Genomic DNA, 15,259 nt, shown 5'->3' on the forward strand with positions numbered 1-15,259 from the left:
CGAAACTCCGCGCACCGAGACCGGAAGCGATGCCCCTCAGCTCGCCATGACGACCCGGTTGCGGCCGGCGGCCTTGGCCTCGTAGAGCGCGGCGTCGGCCGCGTTCAGCCAGTCCAGCAAGGTCGCATGACGGCCGTCCAATGCCGCCACGCCGATGCTGCTGGTGACGCGCAGATCCGCAAAATCGCGGAAGCGGCTGTGCTCCACCTTGTCCCGGATGCGCTGCGCGAGCTGCGCGGCCTCTTGCGCCGATGCACCGGGCAGCACGACCGCGAACTCGTCGCCCCCGTAACGGCCCGCGCAGTCGCCGCCACGCAAGCAGTCGCGCACGATGCCGGCCACGACGCGGATCACCTCGTCGCCCGTCGTGTGGCCGCGCGAATCGTTCACCATCTTGAATTGGTCGATGTCCAGCATCAGCAAGCTGGCGGGCGCGCCGGTCGACACGTGCCGGCGCAGCGCTTCCTGCGCCTGCACCTCCCAGTGCGCGCGGTCGTAGAGCCCGGTGACGGCATCGATGCGCCGCAGCACCTCGAGCTCCTGGTTCTGGCGCGACACCTTGCGGATCAGCCGGTAGCTGACCACGCTCACCGACAGGGTGTGCAGCATCAGCACGGGCATGCAGGCGATCACCACCGTCAGCGAGCTCTCCAGCACGACCGGGGCGCCGGTGACCAGCCCGGTGAGCAGGCCGGCGCCGAGCATGCCCGGCACCGAGCGCGCCCACAGGCCCTTGATGCCGGTCGTGATCTTGTCGACCATGGTCAAGGTGCACAGCAACACCGACGGCAGCAGACCGTAGTGCATCAGCGGGACCCAGGCCCCGGTGATGGCCGAATCGACGAGCAGGTTGCGGATCTCGGCGCGATAGGGATCGGCACTGCGCACGGCGAGCTGATAGGCCACGTGGGGCCAGACAAAGGCGGGCAGCAGCACGCCGAGCCAGGTGGCGAGAGAGGCGTCCCTGCCCTGCAACACCACCGCCGTGACCACGCCCCCCAGGCCCATGCCCAGGACCCGCAGCGGATAAACGCGGCGTGGCATTTGGTGCAGATGGGTGGACATCAGGACGGCATGGAGTGCCGGCCGAGTCTAGGGCAGCGGGACGTTGCGGTCCTGGGCCGTGGCGCCACGCGCCGGCTCCCGGCGTGATGCAAACCACGAAAGGATCGGCGCGCGCGCAGCGGGCACGAGAGAGAAAACGGCGGTCAGGATGCCCTTTTCCGCGCGCCGCCTCCACTCCACTCCACTCCACGCCTCGCCGCCGGCCGACCTCTGCGCCAGAGGATCGGCCTTCGTCTTTCGGCTACTTGTACTGCGAGAAGTTCTTCTTGTTCTTGCCGTGGATGTAACCCGAGGCCGTGATCGGCGGGTACTTCTCGACGCCTTCGGGGAAGCCCAGGTCGGTCGGGTCGATCACGGCGTCGGGCGTCGGGTCGAAGAAGATCGCGATCGAATGGCGCTCGTTGCCCGAGCGGTTGATCACGCGGTGCAGGTTGGAGCTCAGCGTCTCGTTCGACCAGCGGTGGAGCAGGTCGCCGATGTTGCAGACAAGCGTGCCGGGGATCGGCTGCGCCGCCACCCACTCGCCTTCGCGGTTGCGCACCTGCAGGCCGCCGTTCGAATCCTGCAGCAGCAGCGTGAGCACGCCGAAGTCGGTGTGCGGGGCCGAGCCGAAGCGCTCTTCGCTCTCGTCCTTGGCGCTCGACACCGGGTAGTAGACGAGCTGGCCGCGCGCCATCGGGCTGGTGTACTTGCTGGCGAAGAAGGCCGGGTCGCGCTTCAGGCCCAGCGCCACGGCCGACAGCAGCCGGTGGCCGATGCGGCAGACCGCGTCGTAGTAGGGCAGCAGGTCGGCGCGCAGGGCCGGGAACTCGGCGTCGGGCCAGACGTTGTCGGCGATCAGCGAGTCGGCGCCCTTCTGCGCGGCCAGGTGTTCCGACCACTGCTCGGGGCCCCAGAAGAAGATCTCCTTGAGGTCGTGCGTCTTCGAGCCTTCGAGGCGCGTCATGCCGGTGGCCATCCAGCCGCGCTGGCTGGTGTTGACCGGGTGCAGGCCCTTGACCTCGGGCGGCAGCGCGAAGTAGTCGCGCATCGCGCGGCTCGCGCCGTCGATCACGGCCTGCGGGATGCCGTGGCCCTGGATGTAGAAGAAGCCGATGCGCTGCGAGGCGTCCATGATGCGCGCGGCCACGTCTTCGAGCGCGCCGGGGCGGCCGTCGATCAGGCCGGAGATGTCGATCACGGGGATGTAGGCCTCATCGACCTTCCTGGCGTCGAAGTAGGTGGTGCTGGCGGTGGCTGGGGTGGGTTCCGACATGGCGAATCCTTGTCAACAAAGGGAGGGAGTGAGAGACGATCAGGAGGCGGAGAGTTCGACGGCGCGGTCGCGCGCAGCGAGTGCGGCGCGTTCGATCAGGCGGCGCAGCGCGCCCTCCTCCTCGAACACCGCGATGGCAGCGGCGGTGGTGCCGTTGGGCGAGGTCACGGCCTGGCGCAGCGCGGCGAAGTCGGCCCCGGGTGCGTGCTGCAGCGCGGCCGCACCCCAGGCGGTGTCGGCCGCGAGCTTGCGCGCCAGCGCGGCGTCCAGGCCCAGCGCGACGCCGGCCGCGGCCAGCGCTTCGCTGAACAGGTGGTAGTAGGCCGGGCCGCTGCCGCTGAGCGCGGTCACGGCGTCGAGCAGGGGCTCGGCATCGACCCAGTGGGCCGAGCCCACGGTGGCGAACAGGCGGTCGACGCTGGCGCGCAGCGCCGCATCGACGGTGGCGCCCGCGAACAGGCCGGTGCAGCCGGCGTTGAGGATCACCGGCGTGTTGGGCATCGCGCGCACCACGGGCGTGCCCGAAGGCAACGCGGAGGACAAGGCGGCGATCGGGACGCCGGCCGCGATCGAGACCACGGCCGCACCCGCCAGCACCTTCGGCGGCAGCGCGCGCAGCGCGTCGAGCGCCTTGGCCGGCTTGACCGCCAGCACGATCAGCGCGATGCCCTCGCCGGCGCCGGCCGCGACCAGCGCGTCGACGCTCGGGTAGCGGTCGGGCTGATCGGACGTGCTGGCCGGATCGACCGCCAGCACCTGCGCGGCGAGGCCGCTGCGCTTCCAGGCTTCGCCCAGTGCGCCGCCCATGTGGCCGTAGCCCAGGAACAGGACTTTCATGCTTTGAACTCTTCTCTTCGGTTGTCGTTGTGGAAGAAGGAAATGCGTGGTGCGCGCGTGCGCTTCAGCCCACGCTCATCAGGCTGGCATTGCCGCCCGCCGCCGCGGTGTTGACGCTCAGGCTGCGCTCGATCAGCAGGCGCTCGAGCACGATCTCGGTCTCGCCGGGCGCCAGGCCCTGCAGGTTGACGATCGGGCCGGCACGCTGCGCCAGTTGCTCGCTCACGCCGCGCAACTGGTCGGAGTCGCCGTGGTAGATCACCGCGCTGAAGTCGCCTTCGCTCTCGCCGCCGCGGGTCCAGTCGCTGCGCCAGTCGATCGCTTCGCGCACCAGCTTCGGCAGGCGTGCGGCCAGGGCACGCGCGGCCGCCGTGTCGGGCCAGACCGGGCACGCACCGACGGCCAGCACGGCCGCGAGTTGGCACAGCAGGTCGGCATCCGACGCAGCCAGGCACAGCACCGCTTCGCGCGCCGACAACCGGTAGGCATTGCGTTCGCCGGTCGGGCCGTCGAGCAGCAGCTCGGTGCCGGCCAGCGACTGCGCGGCGTACTGCGCGCAGAGCGTCGCGAGTTCGGGCTGGGCACCGTCACTCCATTGCGCCAACGCCGCCAGCAGCGGGCTGCGCACGGCATCGGTCGCATGGCCTTCGACCGCGGTGCCCGCGGCCGGCCTCAGGCTCGCGAACACGGCCTGTGCGGGCGCGCTCGACAGCAGCCGGTAGAGGTAGAGCGGGCCGCCTGCCTTGGGGCCGGTGCCCGACAGGCCCTCGCCGCCGAAGGGCTGCACGCCCACCACCGCGCCCACCATGTTGCGGTTCACGTAGAGGTTGCCGACCTTGGCGCGCGCCACGATCTTCTGGATGGTCTCGTCGATGCGCGAGTGAACGCCCAGCGTGAGGCCGTAGCCGCTGGCGTTGACCTGCTCGAGCAGCCCGTCGAGTTCGTTGCGCGCATAGCGCAGCACGTGCAGCACCGGGCCGAAGACCTCGCGCTCGAGTTCGTCGATACGCTCGATCTCGATCAGCGTGGGCGTGACGAAGGTGCCGCGTGCCGCGTCGTCGCCATGGGCGCGCGCGACCTGGAACACCGGCCGGCCCTTGGCGCGCATGGCCTCGATGTGCTGCAGCAGCGACTGCTGCGCCTCGCGGTCGATCACCGGGCCGATGTCGACGCTGAAATGCTCGGGATTGCCCAGCGTGCATTCGCTCATCGCGCCCTGCAGCATCTCGATGGTGCGCTCGGCGATGTCCTCCTGCACGCACAGGATGCGCAGCGCCGAGCAGCGCTGGCCGGCGCTGTCGAAGGCCGAGGCGACCACGTCGGTCACGACCTGTTCGACCAGCGCGGACGAGTCCACGATCATCGCGTTCTGGCCGCCGGTCTCGGCGATCAGCGGGATCGGATGGCCCAGCGCATCGAGGCGCCCGGCGATCACGCGCTGCAGGATGCGCGCGACCTGCGTGGAGCCGGTGAACAGCACCGCCTGCACGCGCGCATCGGCCACCAGTGCCGCACCGACGATCTCGCCCGTGCCGGGCAGCAGCTGCAGCACGCCCGGCGGCAGCCCGGCCGCGTGCAGGATCTGCACCGCCTGCGCCGCGATCAGCGGGGTCTGTTCGGCCGGCTTGGCCAGCACCGTGTTGCCGGCGGCCAGCGCCGCGGCGATCTGGCCGATGAAGATGGCCAGCGGGAAATTCCAGGGGCTGATGCAGACCACCGGGCCCAGCGGGCGGTGGGTCTTGTTGCTGAAGTCGGTGCGCACCTGGGCCGCGTAGTAGCGCAGGAAGTCGACCGCCTCGCGCACCTCGGCGATGGCGTTGGGCAGCGTCTTGCCGGACTCGCGCACCAAGAGGCCCAGCAGCGGCTGCATGCGGCCTTCGAGCATCTCGGCGCTGCGCTCGAGCATGTCGGCGCGCTCGATGGCGGGCGTGGCCTGCCAGATCTGGAAGGCGTCCTGCGCGGACTGCAGCGCGCGTTCCACGTCGTCGGCCGTGGCTTCCTGCACCTGGCCCACCACGTCGTCGTGGCGCGCCGGGTTGAGCACCGGCTGGCGCAGGCCCGCGGCCACCGGCTGCGCGAGCATCGGTTGCGCGAGCCAGTCGCCGTTGGCGGTGTGCAGCAGTGCGCTCGAGAGCGACGCCAGCCGCTGCTCGTTCGACAGGTCGAGGCCCGGCGCATTGGCGCGGCCCGGGTACAGGTCGCGCGGCAGCGGGATGCGCGGGTGCGGCAGGCCGGTGCGGCCGTCGGCCTTGCCCTGCGCCTCGACCGCCTTCACCGGGTCGGCGACCAGCGCCTCGATCGACAGGCTCTTGTCGGCGATGCGGTTGACGAAGGAGGTGTTGGCGCCGTTCTCCAGCAGCCGGCGCACCAGGTAGGCCAGCAGCGTCTGGTGGCTGCCCACGGGCGCGTAGATGCGGCAGGGGCGGCCGAGCCGGCCCTCGTCGAGCGGGCCCACGACCTGGTCGTAGAGCGGTTCGCCCATGCCGTGCAGGCACTGGAACTCGTACTGGCCTTCGTAGTAGTTCTGGCCCGCGAGGTGGTAGATGGCGGCCAGCGTGTGCGCGTTGTGGGTGGCGAACTGCGGGTACACCGCCTCGGGCGCGGCCAGCAGCTGGCGCGCGCAGGCCAGGTAGGACACGTCGGTGTGCACCTTGCGCGTGTAGACCGGGTAGTCCTCGAGGCCGTCGATCTGGGCGCGCTTGATCTCGCTGTCCCAGTAGGCGCCCTTGACCAGCCGGACCATCAGCCGGTGGCGGCTGCGGCGTGCCAGGTCGATCAGGTAGGCGATCACGCCCGCGCAGCGCTTCTGGTAGGCCTGGATCACGAAGCCGATGCCGTTCCAGCCGGCCAGGCCGGGCTCGTGGCACAGGCGCTCGAGCAGGTCGAGCGAGAGCTCGAGCCGGTCGGCCTCCTCGGCGTCGATGTTGAGGCCGATGTCGTACTTGCGCGCCAGCAGCGTGAGCGTGAGCAGGCGCGGGTACAGCTCGTCCATCACGCGCGGGTACTGCGCGCGGCTGTAGCGCGGGTGCAGCGCCGACAGCTTGATCGAGATGCCCGGGCCGCGGTAGATGCCCGCGCCCGAGGCCGCCATGCCGATCGCGTGGATGGCCTGCTCGTAGGAGGCCATGTAGCGCAGCGCATCGGCGTCGGTGAGCGCGGCCTCGCCCAGCATGTCGTAGGAGTAGCGGAAGCCGCGCGCCTCGAGCTTGCCGGCGTTGGCCAGCGCCTTGCCGATGGTCTCGCCGGTGACGAACTGCTCGCCCATCAGGCGCATCGCCATGTCCACGCCCTTGCGCACCACGGGCTCGCCGCCGCGCGTGAGCACGCGGCCCAGCGAATGGCTCAGGCCCGACTCGTTGTGGGTGGACACCAGCTTGCCGGTGAGCATCAGCCCCCAGGTCGCGGCGTTGACGAACAGCGAGGTGCTCTTGCCCAGGTGCGGCTGCCAGTTGCCGTTGCTGATCTTGTCGCGGATGAGCGCGTCGCGCGTGCCCTTGTCGGGGATGCGCAGCAGCGCCTCGGCCAGGCACATCAGCGCCACGCCTTCCTGCGAGGACAGCGAGAACTCCTGCAGCAGGTTCTGCACCACGCCCGCGCGGCCGCCGGCCTGGTGGCCGCGCAGTTTCTCGGACAGCTGGCACGCCAGCCGGTGCGTGGCGGCCGCCATGTCCTCAGGCAGGCGCGCCTGCGGCAGCAGCATCGCGACCTGCTCGGCCTCGGGCCGGCGGTAGGCCGCGGTGATGGCCGCGCGCAGCACGCTCTGCGGCAGCACGTTCTCGGCGAAGTCGAGGAAGGGCTGGTGGGAGGACTCGGGCTCGGCCGCGACGCAGGGGTGCTCGGCGCCGTTGAGCGCCGACGGTGCGGCACCGAAGACCTCGTCGAGCGGCAGGCCGCGCTCCAGCCGTTCGAGGTGCGCGTAGATGGACTGCTTGATCAGCCAGTGGGTGGTGCGGTCGACCTTGAGCGCGGCCTTCTTGAGGCGCTCGCGCACGCTGTCGTCCAGCTTCACGCCGAGTGTGGTCAGGGACATTGAATCGCTTTAAGGCTAGGAGATTGAATTGCGGCGGATGTTAAATCAACCCCGAGCGAGGCGCAACCGCTTTTCCAATTAAAAGGTGCAACCCAACAATCGAAACGCACTCGGGTTGCACCTTGCGCAACAAGCACAGGCAACCTGGCCTGCTTATTGCACTCCGCATCGGTCATGACCCTTCTCTTGCGCCCCTTCTTGCTCACACAGCCCCGCGATGCACCAGCGTTGTGCGCCTACTGGCGAACTTCGTTGAATCCGCACAACAATGGGCCCGAACAATAGGTGCAACCCCTAGGTAGAAACGCCTGGGAAATAGTTGCAACCCGACGCCCAACGTTTATGATCCACGGTCCGCCGTGACGGGCGCCCGCAGATTCTCACGCTCTTTTATTCAATTCAATTCGGCTGAATTGCCGATGTGCTGCGCTGTTCCTTTTTCATTGGGGACACGCTCTCTTTAATTCGTCCCCGAAGGAGTTCTTCATGCAACGCAGAGCCATGTTCAATCAATTGGCCGTCGCCGGCGCCGCCGTCGCCGTCACCGCAGCGACCGCCACCCAGGCCCTGGCCCAACCCGCCGCATCGACGCCCGCCAGCGGCTCCACGCTGGACAAGGTCCAGAAGAGCGGCGTGCTGCGCGTCGCCGTGATCCCCGGCCAGGAGCCCTATTTCCACAAGGACCTGGTGACCAACGCCTGGAGCGGCGCCTGCATCGACATGGCCACCGACATCGCCACGCTGCTGCGCGCCAAGGTGGAAACGGTCGAATCGAGCTGGGGCAACCAGATCCTGGACCTGCAGTCCGGCAAGGTGGACCTGGCGTTTGCCGTCAGCCCGACGCCGCAACGCGCGCTGGTGATCGACTTCTCCACGCCCATCCTGGTGCACTCGTACACCGCGATCACGCGCAAGGGCTTCGCCAAGACCACCACCTGGGAGGAACTCAACAAGCCGACCGTGAAGATCGCCGTGGACATCGGCTCGACGCACGAGACCATCGCCCGCCGCTACTGCCCCAAGGCCAACATCCTGGGCTTCAAGACGCGCGACGAGGCCGTGCTGGCCGTGGCCACGGGCCGCGCCGACTGCACCGTGGTGCTGGCCGTGCTGGCGATCTCGACCATGAAGAAGAACCCGACGCTGGGCACCCTGGTGATCCCCAAGCCCACGCTGACGATGCCGACCAACCTGGGCATCCGCATGGAGACCGATCCGCGCTTCAAGAACTTCCTCAGCGTGTGGGCCGACAACAACCGCTTCAGCGGCCAGACGCGCGAGTGGATGCTCAAGGGCTTCCAGGCGCTGAACATCAAGCCCGAAGACATTCCGAGCGAAATCCAGTTCTGAGCGCGACCGCATGGACAACGCTTCCTACGCCTGGGACTTCGGGTCCCTCGTTCCCTACCTGCCGCTGATCTGGCGCGGGCTGGGCGTGACGCTGGCCTTCACCGTGAGCACGGTGCTGGTCGGCCTCGTGCTGGGCCTGATCACCGGCGTGCTGCGCAACCCGACCATGACGCGCTGGGTGTCCGTGCCGCTGCAGATCTGGACCGAGATCTTCCGCTGCACGCCGCTGCTGGTGCAACTGGTCTGGGCCTACTACGCGCTGCCGGTGCTGATCGGTGTCGACATGTCGGCCACCACCGCCTGCTTCCTGGCGCTGTCCTTCTATGCGGGCGCCTTCTACAGCGAGATCTTCCGCGGCGGCATCGAGGCCGTGGACCGCGGCCAGTGGGAAGCCGGCCGCGCGATCGGCATGCGCCGCAGCAAGATCTTCCGCCGCATCATCCTGCCGCAGGCCTTCCCGCTGATGATCCCCTCGCTGATCAACCAGACCATCATGCAGCTGAAGAACACCTCGCTGGTGTCGGCCGTGGCCGTGGGCGACCTGCTCTACCAGGGCTCGGTCATCACCGGCGCGAGCTACCGGCCGCTCGAGGTCTACACCACCATCGCGGTGATCTACTTCGCCGTGCTGTTCCCGCTCACCCTCATCGCGACCCGCGTCGAGCGCCGCCTGGGAGCCTCCAAGTGATGCCAACCCCGCAAACCTCCTCTGCCGCCCCGATCCTGCAGGCCACGGGCATCCACAAGTCCTTCGGCGACCACCATGTGCTCAAGGGCGTGTCGCTCGCGGTGCAGCCCGGCGAAGTGGTCACGCTGATCGGCGCCAGCGGCTCGGGCAAGTCGACCTTCCTGCGCTGCATGAACCTGCTCGAGATGCCCGAAGACGGCCAGCTCGATGTCAGCGGCCACCGCTTCGCCTTCAGCGCCAGCGGGCGTCCGCCCAAGGACGAGAAGCTGGCCGGCCTGCGCGCCAACATCGGCATGGTGTTCCAGCACTTCAACCTGTTCCCGCACATGACGGTGCTGCAGAACATCATCGAAGGCCCGGTCCAGGTGCAGGGCAAGAGCGTCGACGAGGCCAAGGCCCTGGCGATGACGCTGCTGGGCAAGGTCGGCCTCGCCGAGAAGGCGCAGCAGCATCCGGCGCGCCTGTCGGGCGGCCAGAAGCAGCGCGTGGCGATCGCCCGCGCGCTGGCGATGCAGCCGGCCGTGATGCTGTTCGACGAGCCCACCTCGGCGCTCGACCCCGAACTGGTCGGCGAGGTGCTGTCGGTGATCCGCGAACTCGCGGCCGAGGGCATGACGATGGTGCTGGTCACGCACGAGATGGCCTTCGCGGCCAATGTGTCGGACCGTATCGGCTTCATGCGCGACGGCGTGATGGCGGAGATCGGCCCGGCCGAGGCCATCATGAACCGGCCGCAGGATGCGAAGCTGGTGTCGTTCCTCGAGCGATTCCATCAGGCCAAGCAAGGCTGAGAACGCATGAATGAACCTGCTGCGCACCCCGATCCCGCATCTGCGGTGCTCACCGCACGCGAGTGCGGCGCCGCTCCCGAACTCAGCCTTGGCAGGCTCGGGGCGCTCGCGACGGTTCCTTCACGCGTTCTGAAGGCTTGTTGCGCTCCCCGAGCTCAAGCGACGAGGAAGCGATAGAGATTGCGCAGCATGCCCGCTGTCGCGCCCCAGACGAAGCGCTCCCGCGCACCGTCCTGGTAGGGCATCGAGAACCATTGGCGTGCATTCAGGCCTTCGCCCACCATCTCATGGCGCCGATGGTTGGCCGGGTTCATCAGGTGCGACAGCGGCACCTCGAAGGCATCGGCCACCTCCGACGGGCTCAGCGTGAGCGCAAAGCCCGGCTGCACCAGCGCGATCACCGGCGTGACGATGAAGGAGGTGACGGTGGTGTAGGTCGGCAGGCTGCCCAGCACCTCGATGTAGTCGGCCGACAGACCCACCTCTTCCCAGGCCTCGCGCAGCGCGGCAGCCGCGATGTTGGCATCTTCCGGATCGAGCCGGCCACCCGGGAAGGCCACCTGGCCCGAGTGCGTGGACATCTGCGTCGCACGCTCGGTCAGCAGCACCATGGGCTCTTTCTCGCGCATCACGATCGGCACCAGCACGGCCGCCTGTGCGGGCTGCCGGTTGCCCATGCGGGGCTCGCGACGCAGCTCGGGCTCCCAGACCGGCGGGCGCGCGAAACGCGCGCGCAGCGCACGCGTCGTGAGCTGGTCCGCCGCCACTGCCGGCAGATCGCTGTCGACGCGGATCACCGGCACGTCGCGCGGCTCGAAGGATGCGAGCGAGACGGCGTTGATCGGTTCGACGGAAGCCGGGGCGTCCATGGCGGCAGAGCGGGGGGTCAAGAAGGATCTCCGGGAGAGGATGCGAACGAAAGAAGAGGCCAGGCGGCGACAGCCGCCTGAGAACATAGGGCATGCAGCACACGCAAGCAGCGCGCCAATGCAAAAAGCCGCCAGGAATGGCGGCTTTTTTCACGGCAAGGACGCAGCTTATTGAGCGGCGACTTCGGCTGCCTGCTTGACGCGCTTGCCCGGCAGCTTTTCCTTGATGCGTGCCGAACGACCGCTGCGCTCGCGCAGGTAGTACAGCTTGGCACGACGGACGTCGCCGCGGCGCTTGACTTCGATGCCGGCGATCAACGGGCTGTAGGTCTGGAACGTACGTTCCACGCCTTCGCCGCTGGAGATCTTGCGCACCGTGAAGCCGCTGTTGAGGCCGCGATTGCGCTTGGCGATCACGACGCCTTCGTAGGCCTGCACGCGCTTGCGGCTGCCTTCGACGACGTTGACGCTGACGATGACCGTGTCACCGGGCATGAAGGAAGGAATGGTCTTGCCGAGGCGGGCAATCTCTTCCTGCTCGAGGGTTTCGATGAGGTTCATGATTTCCTGATAGTCGATCGTGTGGGCTGCACAAAAGGCGCTTTTGGCTGTCGCGGATTCACGAAGGAACCGGACGAATACCGAAGCGCGGCCAGACAGAGGATCGGGGAACCGCGGATTATAGCTTTTTTTGCAGCGTCGCCAAATCGGCCTTGGTCAGGCGGCCCGCGGCGCGCGCCGCCTCGACCAGCTCCGGGCGCCGCGCCGCCGAGATGGCCAGCCGCTGGTCGCGCCGCCAGCGCTCGATCTGCACATGGTGACCCGACATCAGCGGGGCCGGCACGGCCTGGCCGTTCCAGTGCTCGGGCCGCGTGTAGTGGGGGCAGTCGAGCAGGCCGTCGAGCGCGGGATTGAAGCTGTCCTGCACATGGCTGGCCTGGTCGCCCAGCACGCCCGGCTGCAGCCGCGTGACCGCATCGAGCAGCGCCATCGCGGCGATCTCGCCACCGGAGAGCACGAAGTCGCCCAGGCTGATCTGGTGGGTGACGCGGGCGTCGATGAAGCGCTGGTCGATGCCTTCGTAGCGCCCGCACACCAGCACCGCGCCCTCGCCCGCCGCCCAGGTCTCGACGGCCGCGTGGCGCAGCGTCTCGCCGATGGGCGAGAACAGCACCACCGGTGCCGGCGCGGCGCGCGCGGCCAGCGCCGCATCGAGGCAGGCCGACAAAGGCTCGGCCATCATCACCATGCCCGGGCCGCCACCGAAGGGGCGGTCGTCGACACGGCGGTAGTTGCCTTCGGCGAAGTCGCGCGGGTTCCAGAACACCACCTCGACCTGCCTGGATTCGTAGGCGCGCCGCGTCACGCCGCTGGCGAGCAGCGGCGCGAACAGTTCGGGAAACAGCGTGAGGATGTCGAAGCGCATGGCGACGACGCACTCAGTAGTCGGGCTGCCAGTCGACCGTGATCAGACGACCCGCCAGGTCGACCTTGTCGACGAAGGCGGAGACGAAAGGCACCATGCGCTCGACGGGCTTGCCGTCTTGCTCGTACTCGAGCACCAGCGTGGTCTGCGATCCGCCCGAGAGCAGTTCGCGCACCGTGCCCAGCGCCACGCCTTCGCGGTTGACCACGTTCAGGCCGAGCAGGTCGACCCAGTAGTACTCGTCGTCACCGGCCGAGGGGAAGCTCGAACGCGGGACGAACACGCGCGCGCCGCGCAGCGCCTCGGCCGCATTGCGGTCGGGCACGTCGGGCGAAGTCGCGACGATGCAGTCGGAATGTTCCTTGGCCTCGCGGATGGCGAGCCGGAAGGCACCGGTGCGCGCAGGCGCATTCACCGGGCCGGAAGGCTGGATGAACCAGCGCTTCGAAGAGAAGAGCGCCTCAGGCTGGGCGCTGTGGGGCAGGACCTTGAACCAGCCCTTGATGCCCCAGGCATCGGCGATGCGTCCGACCTCGACCGCATCCGCCGGCAGTTCGGCGGCTTCGAGTGTGGGCAGCATCGCCTTGGCTGACAGCTTAGGCCGCAGCCTTGGGAGCAGCTGCAGCAGCTTGCTTGATCAGGCGGTCGACCGTCGGCGACGCTTGGGCGCCAACGCTCTTCCAGTACGTCAGGCGGTCCTGAGCGATACGGATGCTTTCTTCGTTTTCCTTCGCGGTCGGGTTGTAGAAACCCAGACGCTCGATGAAGCGGCCATCGCGACGAACGCGCTTGTCCGACACGACGATGTTGAAGAACGGACGGCCCTTGGAGCCGCCGCGGGAGAGTCGAATGACGACCATGATTTATCCTTCGGGTGGTGCAGCAAACCCGAAAGGGCCGCCCACAGAGTTCTTCCAGCGTCGAGACACGCGACATGGCCACCCGGCCAGCGACACGCTGAATAGCCCACGATTATAGCGCGCAGGCTTTTTTTGCCGACTGTTATCTGTGCCGATAGGCCCCAGTCAGGTGCTTTTGCGTATGCTTTCCCCCTTCCAGTCCCGTCTGCGCAACGCCTGCGCCTCCCCATGACCCTGATCCTCCGCCCCAGCCGCGATGAAGACGTCGCCGCCATCGCCGCCATCTACGCCCACCACGTGCTCACCGGCACCGGCACCTTCGAGACCGACGCCCCGAGCGAGGCCGACATGGCCGCACGCCGCGCCGACGTGCTGGCCAAGGGCCTGCCCTACCTGGTGGCCGAACGCGACGGCGAAGTGCTCGGCTTCGCCTACTGCAACTGGTTCAAGCCGCGCCCCGCCTACCGCTTCTCCGCCGAGGACTCGATCTACCTGGCCGAGGCCGCGCGCGGCCAGCGGGTCGGCTCGCAGCTGCTGACCGCGCTGTCGCAAGCCGCGGAAGCCGCGGGCGTGCGCAAGCTGATCGCGGTGATCGGCGATTCGGCCAATGCCGGGTCGGTCGGCGTGCACCGCGCGCAGGGCTTCACCCATGTGGGCGTGCTCAAGGACTGCGGCTGGAAGTTCGGCCGCTGGCTCGACGTGGTGCTGATGGAAAAGTCGCTTGGCGTGGGCAGCAGCACCGCGCCTGAATGAAGAGAAGAAAGACCGAATGAAGAACAAGACCCTGGCCGCATGGCTCGCCTTCCTGGGCGGGCCCTTCGGCCTGCACCGCTTCTACCTGCACGGGCTGGGCGACACCCTGGGCTGGCTGCTGCCGATCCCGACCGCGCTGGGCCTCTACGGCATCGAGCGGGCGCGCATGTACGGCCTGGACGACGGCCTGAGCTGGGCGCTGGTGCCGCTGCTGGGCTTCACCATCGCCGGCTGCGCGCTCACGGCCATCGTCTACGGCCTGACGACGCCGGAGAAGTGGAACGCGCGCTTCAATGCCTCGGCACCGACCGACGCTGTGCCCGGTCGCACCGGCTGGATCACGATCGGCGCGGTGGTCTTTTCGCTGCTGATCGGCAGCACCGTGCTGATGGCCAGCATCGCCTTCAGCTTCCAGCGCTACTTCGAGCACCAGGTCGAAGAAGGCCGGAAGATTTCACAGTAGCGCTCGGCGAGGCTCATCGGCCCGACGCCTTCCGAGGCAGCGCGTCGTAGCGCATGTCGGCGGCCGAGTGGCGGGCAATTTCTGCCATCTGGTCCTGCTCGGCCTTGGCGTGCGCCGGGCGGGCCAGGATCGACTGCTGCCATGCGGCCAGCGCCGGCAACCCGTCCAACAGGTCGAGCCTGTGGGCGATCTTGAGGATCGAGGCGAACATGAGGTCGGCGACCGTGAACGCGTCACCGACGAACCAATCGCGTCCGTTGCGCGCCTTGTCGAGCAGCACAAGGCGCTCTTTCGCAAGCGCCACGACGACGGGTTTCCTGGCGGCCTTCGCGGCCTCGTCCGCCATGAAGTACTCGACCTCCGCGACGTTGAAGAGGTAAGGCTCGACGGAGTTCAGTCCGGCGACCACCCATTGGATGGCGGCTGCACGCTCGGGCGTTCCTTCGCCACCGATGCAGCGTCCGGAGCGCATGGCAACGTCGAGCACGATGGCGCCGCTCTCGAACATCGGCGGTCGGCCTTCCTCTTCGAGCACGGGCAGCTGTCCGAAGGGCTGCAGGCCGCCCAGGTAAGGCGGCGACTTCATCGTCGGTGCATCGACCAGCCGGACCTCGTAGGGCCAGCCGACCTCGTTCAGGATCCAGCGAACGCGGTGGTCGCGCACCTGGCCGGACGCGAACGGCGGGGCCCACTTCATGGCGGTGACGGTGATCATGCGATCTCCTCCAAAGGCATGTGGCAATGCGAGTGCATGTGCATCCCGGCCAGCGGGCGGTTTCCGTGCGCCCCTCGACCACCCCGCCGACCGGCATCTCACTCTACGGCAAGGCACCGGACGCCGCAAGTGCGGCCCGTGGTGCGCAGCCCTGCCG

15 protein-coding genes are annotated in these 15,259 nt (G+C 68.5%); 5 read left to right on the forward strand and 10 right to left on the reverse strand.

Annotated elements, in window-relative coordinates; all coding sequences use genetic code 11:
• Positions 1–36: 36 nt before the first annotated feature.
• The 4 genes from K0H49_RS05425 to putA all read right to left on the reverse strand — a co-directional run bounded on the left by K0H49_RS05425 (position 37) and on the right by putA (position 7,187).
• Positions 37–1,044 (reverse strand): diguanylate cyclase, encoded by a 1,008-nt coding sequence (locus K0H49_RS05425; protein ID WP_257624592.1) that lies wholly within the window; start codon positions 1,042–1,044, stop codon positions 37–39.
• A 262-nt stretch (positions 1,045–1,306) separates the two neighbouring features.
• Complete coding sequence (locus K0H49_RS05430) at positions 1,307–2,320, reverse strand: isopenicillin N synthase family dioxygenase (protein WP_219210086.1); 1,014 nt, start codon at positions 2,318–2,320, stop codon at positions 1,307–1,309.
• A 39-nt stretch (positions 2,321–2,359) separates the two neighbouring features.
• Positions 2,360–3,157: a pyrroline-5-carboxylate reductase gene (gene proC / locus K0H49_RS05435; RefSeq protein WP_219210087.1), complete on the reverse strand. Its 798-nt coding sequence runs from the start codon at positions 3,155–3,157 to the stop codon at positions 2,360–2,362.
• 64 nt (positions 3,158–3,221) lie between these two features.
• Positions 3,222–7,187 (reverse strand): trifunctional transcriptional regulator/proline dehydrogenase/L-glutamate gamma-semialdehyde dehydrogenase, encoded by a 3,966-nt coding sequence (gene putA / locus K0H49_RS05440; RefSeq protein WP_219210088.1) that lies wholly within the window; start codon positions 7,185–7,187, stop codon positions 3,222–3,224.
• 486 nt (positions 7,188–7,673) lie between these two features.
• On the opposite strand from putA, the gene K0H49_RS05445 reads away from it, so the two are divergent.
• From K0H49_RS05445 to K0H49_RS05455, 3 genes are read left to right on the forward strand one after another with little or no spacing between them, the layout of a single operon-like run.
• A complete protein-coding gene (locus tag K0H49_RS05445) occupies positions 7,674–8,537 on the forward strand; it encodes a transporter substrate-binding domain-containing protein (RefSeq protein ID WP_219210089.1) in 864 nt (287 codons plus the stop codon).
• A 10-nt stretch (positions 8,538–8,547) separates the two neighbouring features.
• Positions 8,548–9,225: an amino acid ABC transporter permease gene (locus tag K0H49_RS05450; RefSeq protein ID WP_219210090.1), complete on the forward strand. Its 678-nt coding sequence runs from the start codon at positions 8,548–8,550 to the stop codon at positions 9,223–9,225.
• Positions 9,225–10,016 carry an amino acid ABC transporter ATP-binding protein gene (locus tag K0H49_RS05455; RefSeq protein ID WP_219210091.1) on the forward strand — a complete coding sequence of 264 codons (792 nt, stop codon included), beginning with the start codon at positions 9,225–9,227 and terminating at the stop codon, positions 10,014–10,016. Before K0H49_RS05450 ends, K0H49_RS05455 begins: the two co-directional genes overlap by 1 nt.
• 155 nt (positions 10,017–10,171) lie before the next feature.
• On the opposite strand, the gene K0H49_RS05460 is transcribed toward K0H49_RS05455, so the two are convergent.
• From K0H49_RS05460 to rpsP, 5 genes are all read right to left on the reverse strand, one after another.
• Positions 10,172–10,885, reverse strand: coding sequence for a CoA pyrophosphatase (locus tag K0H49_RS05460; protein WP_219213040.1), 714 nt, complete (start codon positions 10,883–10,885; stop codon positions 10,172–10,174).
• A 168-nt stretch (positions 10,886–11,053) separates the two neighbouring features.
• Positions 11,054–11,446, reverse strand: a complete 393-nt coding sequence (rplS, locus tag K0H49_RS05465; protein WP_219210092.1) for a 50S ribosomal protein L19 — start codon at positions 11,444–11,446, stop codon at positions 11,054–11,056.
• A 118-nt stretch (positions 11,447–11,564) separates the two neighbouring features.
• Positions 11,565–12,311, reverse strand: coding sequence for a tRNA (guanosine(37)-N1)-methyltransferase TrmD (trmD, locus tag K0H49_RS05470; protein WP_219210093.1), 747 nt, complete (start codon positions 12,309–12,311; stop codon positions 11,565–11,567).
• 13 nt (positions 12,312–12,324) lie between these two features.
• Positions 12,325–12,891, reverse strand: coding sequence for a ribosome maturation factor RimM (rimM, locus tag K0H49_RS05475; RefSeq protein WP_219210094.1), 567 nt, complete (start codon positions 12,889–12,891; stop codon positions 12,325–12,327).
• 16 nt (positions 12,892–12,907) lie between these two features.
• Positions 12,908–13,171, reverse strand: coding sequence for a 30S ribosomal protein S16 (gene rpsP / locus K0H49_RS05480; RefSeq protein ID WP_140843145.1), 264 nt, complete (start codon positions 13,169–13,171; stop codon positions 12,908–12,910).
• Positions 13,172–13,399: 228 nt separating this feature from the next.
• Here rpsP and K0H49_RS05485 point away from each other — a divergent pair, with 228 nt between their 5' ends.
• Entirely contained in the window at positions 13,400–13,924 is a 525-nt protein-coding gene (locus K0H49_RS05485; protein WP_219210095.1) for a GNAT family N-acetyltransferase, read from the forward strand.
• A 16-nt stretch (positions 13,925–13,940) separates the two neighbouring features.
• A complete protein-coding gene (locus K0H49_RS05490; protein ID WP_219210096.1) occupies positions 13,941–14,387 on the forward strand; it encodes a TM2 domain-containing protein in 447 nt (148 codons plus the stop codon).
• A 13-nt stretch (positions 14,388–14,400) separates the two neighbouring features.
• Here K0H49_RS05490 and K0H49_RS05495 read toward each other — a convergent pair whose 3' ends face one another.
• Positions 14,401–15,102 carry a glutathione S-transferase family protein gene (locus K0H49_RS05495; RefSeq protein ID WP_219210097.1) on the reverse strand — a complete coding sequence of 234 codons (702 nt, stop codon included), beginning with the start codon at positions 15,100–15,102 and terminating at the stop codon, positions 14,401–14,403.
• Between the last annotated feature and the right edge of the window lie 157 nt (positions 15,103–15,259).

It is taken from the genome of Variovorax boronicumulans (assembly GCF_019352895.1).
GTDB classification, from domain to species: Bacteria; Pseudomonadota; Gammaproteobacteria; order Burkholderiales; family Burkholderiaceae_C; genus Variovorax; species Variovorax boronicumulans_A.

What these genes read in the sequence shown, in the direction of transcription:
- K0H49_RS05445 (WP_219210089.1), top strand. Translation starts at nt 7,674, where the DNA reads ATGCAACGCAGAGCCATGTTCAATCAATTGGCCGTCGCCGGCGCCGCC.
- K0H49_RS05425 (WP_257624592.1), bottom strand. Translation starts at nt 1,044, where the DNA reads ATGCCACGCCGCGTTTATCCGCTGCGGGTCCTGGGCATGGGCCTGGGG.
- K0H49_RS05495 (WP_219210097.1), bottom strand. Translation starts at nt 15,102, where the DNA reads ATGATCACCGTCACCGCCATGAAGTGGGCCCCGCCGTTCGCGTCCGGC.
- K0H49_RS05490 (WP_219210096.1), top strand. Translation starts at nt 13,941, where the DNA reads ATGAAGAACAAGACCCTGGCCGCATGGCTCGCCTTCCTGGGCGGGCCC.
- putA (WP_219210088.1), bottom strand. Translation starts at nt 7,187, where the DNA reads ATGTCCCTGACCACACTCGGCGTGAAGCTGGACGACAGCGTGCGCGAG.
- rplS (WP_219210092.1), bottom strand. Translation starts at nt 11,446, where the DNA reads ATGAACCTCATCGAAACCCTCGAGCAGGAAGAGATTGCCCGCCTCGGC.
- K0H49_RS05430 (WP_219210086.1), bottom strand. Translation starts at nt 2,320, where the DNA reads ATGTCGGAACCCACCCCAGCCACCGCCAGCACCACCTACTTCGACGCC.
- rimM (WP_219210094.1), bottom strand. Translation starts at nt 12,891, where the DNA reads ATGCTGCCCACACTCGAAGCCGCCGAACTGCCGGCGGATGCGGTCGAG.
- K0H49_RS05455 (WP_219210091.1), top strand. Translation starts at nt 9,225, where the DNA reads ATGCCAACCCCGCAAACCTCCTCTGCCGCCCCGATCCTGCAGGCCACG.
- K0H49_RS05450 (WP_219210090.1), top strand. Translation starts at nt 8,548, where the DNA reads ATGGACAACGCTTCCTACGCCTGGGACTTCGGGTCCCTCGTTCCCTAC.
- proC (WP_219210087.1), bottom strand. Translation starts at nt 3,157, where the DNA reads ATGAAAGTCCTGTTCCTGGGCTACGGCCACATGGGCGGCGCACTGGGC.
- trmD (WP_219210093.1), bottom strand. Translation starts at nt 12,311, where the DNA reads ATGCGCTTCGACATCCTCACGCTGTTTCCCGAACTGTTCGCGCCGCTG.
- rpsP (WP_140843145.1), bottom strand. Translation starts at nt 13,171, where the DNA reads ATGGTCGTCATTCGACTCTCCCGCGGCGGCTCCAAGGGCCGTCCGTTC.
- K0H49_RS05460 (WP_219213040.1), bottom strand. Translation starts at nt 10,885, where the DNA reads ATGGACGCCCCGGCTTCCGTCGAACCGATCAACGCCGTCTCGCTCGCA.
- K0H49_RS05485 (WP_219210095.1), top strand. Translation starts at nt 13,400, where the DNA reads ATGACCCTGATCCTCCGCCCCAGCCGCGATGAAGACGTCGCCGCCATC.